This window comes from Gemmatimonadota bacterium (genome assembly GCA_016209965.1).
In the GTDB taxonomy this organism is placed as follows: domain Bacteria; phylum Gemmatimonadota; class Gemmatimonadetes; order Longimicrobiales; family RSA9; genus JACQVE01.
This window is the reverse complement of record JACQVE010000242.1, coordinates 1-2,061: the sequence shown is the minus strand read 5'-3', so window position 1 is coordinate 2,061 and position 2,061 is coordinate 1. Positions and strand designations below refer to the sequence as shown.

Below are 2,061 nucleotides of genomic sequence, written 5' to 3'. Positions count from 1 at the left end.
TCGAGGCATGGCTCGCGCCATGGATGCTGCGGGGAGGGCGGGCCACTGCCCGAGCGCTGCGGGTGTCGGGCGCGGAGGTGCCGAGCTGGAGGCGGCTGCTGATCGAGGTGACCTGCTCGACCCGAGTGGGCTCAGGCTAGAGACTGCGGACCTGCAGCGCTACCACGTCGTCCACGCGCATTGTCTCCCGCGTCCAGAAGGGCTCGCCGTAGGGGCGGCGGATGAGTGAGCCGTAATGCGCCGCGTGTGCCAGGAGCTGCTCGCGCAACGGGCGCTCCCCGCCGAAGATCTCGCCTGCCCAGCTCCGGCCCTCGAATTGCGACCGGTAGGCGAAGATCGCCTCGAGCTTGCGCTCCATCTGATCCGTGATGTCCACCACGAACGTCGGCTTGACCGCGTCCTCGCGGTAGGAGAGCGCGTAAAGGATCTTCTCCGGGCGATGCGGCTCGCCGGGCGGCGTGGCGCGGCGCAGCCCGGCCAGGAAGCAGGCGTCATACCCGAGCTGACTGGCGGCGCGGTGGTCTGGGTGGCGTCCCTCCGGCCAGGGCAGGATCACGACGCGCGGCTTCAGCTCACGGAGCAGCGCTGCCACCACTGTCCGGCTGGCCGCGGAGTTCTCCAGTGCGCCGTCGGGCAGGCCGGCATTGCGCCGGTGCGCCAGCCCGAGCACGCGGGACGCCGCCTCCGATTCGGTGCGCCGTTCCGCCACGCTCCCGAAGGTTCCGGCCTCTCCGCCGGTAAGATCGAGGACTCCCGTGCGATATCCCTGATCGGCCGCCCTGCGCAGCGCGCCGCCGCAGACGAGCTCGGCGTCATCGGGGTGCGCCATAATGGCCAGGAGCTCGACCACGGCTACTCGTACCGGAGCGCGACCACGGGGTCCATGCGCGCCGCCCGCCAGGCGGGCCAGAGCCCGAAGGCGATCCCCGCGATCCCGGCCATCATCAGCGCCGCCGCAATGGCCCAGAGCGGCACCGATGCCGGAACAGGAGTGGCCGCCTTGATGAGAAAGGCGCCGCTCCCGCCCAGCAGCATGCCCAGCGCCGCGCCCACCAGCGTGAGCGTCGCGGCCTCGACCAGGAACTGCCAGAGGATCTCGTGGCGGGTGGCGCCGATAGCCTTGCGGATGCCGATCTCGCGCGTGCGCTCCGTCACGGCGATCATCATGACCGCGATCACACCCACGCCGCCCACCATCAGCGCCACCGAGGAAAGTGCGATCATGACCAGGAAGAACACACCCGTGATACGATTGAAGGTGCGCAGCATCTCTTCCTGGCGGATCACCGAGAAGTTGTTGGCCTCGCCCGGCCGCAGCCCGCGCATGGTGCGCATGGCCGTGATAGCCTGGTCCATCGCCTCCTGCTGGCGCGCACCCGCCGCGGTGACGACCAGCACGGCCAGGAAATCGTCGTCGGCATCCAGATGCTTGAGCGCCGTGGTATACGGCACAACGGCGAAGTGCTTGATGATCTGGCCAAAGATGTTTTCCGCGACCTCGTAAACGCCCACCACGCGGAACGGCCTGCCATTGATGCGGACCTGCCGGCCGATGGGGTCCAGTGAACCGAACAGCGTATGCGCCAGCGGCTTCGAGATGATGACCACGGGTCGGGAGGCGCGCACCTCGGCGGGCGTGAAGTCATGGCCCGCGACGAAGGCGCCAATGCTGAACTGGGGCCAGCCGGAATCGTCGGCCGAGACCTGAACATCCAGCACCGGCTCCCCCTTTCCGGCGTCGAAATCGGCGGCCAGGTCGAAGTCAATGATGGCGGTCCGAACCTTCTCCAGCCTGGCGATCGCCCGCGCTTCGGCTACCGCGATGGGCGGATTGTCGCCCCAGGGCGGGCTGTGGTCGTCCACCTGGCGGGCTTCGTTCCAGTTGAAGCGGGCGACTATGAAGTTCTTGGGGCCGGCCGCTTCAATGCCGCTCAGGATGTCGGAGCGGATCCCCGTGACCATCGCGCTCATGGCCATGACCGTGGCCACACCCACGACAATGCCCAGGACGGTCAGCGCTGTGCGGAACTTGTTGGCGCGAAGCTGGTCCAGTGCCAGGAC

At 68.6% G+C, this 2,061-nt stretch carries 2 protein-coding genes; both read right to left on the bottom strand.

Annotation, left to right across the window (positions count from 1 at the left end; genetic code table 11):
• Positions 1-136: 136 nt before the first annotated feature.
• The gene (gene bshB1 / locus HY703_09655) at positions 137-829 is read right to left on the bottom strand and encodes a bacillithiol biosynthesis deacetylase BshB1 (GenBank protein MBI4545449.1); all 693 of its coding nucleotides are present in this window, start codon (positions 827-829) and stop codon (positions 137-139) included.
• 23 nt (positions 830-852) lie between these two features.
• The coding region (locus tag HY703_09650; GenBank protein ID MBI4545448.1) for an ABC transporter permease at positions 853-2,061 on the bottom strand (1,209 nt) is incomplete at its 5' end.

Coding starts and splice junctions, on each gene's coding strand:
- bshB1 (MBI4545449.1), bottom strand. CDS start 829: ATGGCGCACCCCGATGACGCCGAGCTCGTCTGCGGCGGCGCGCTGCGC.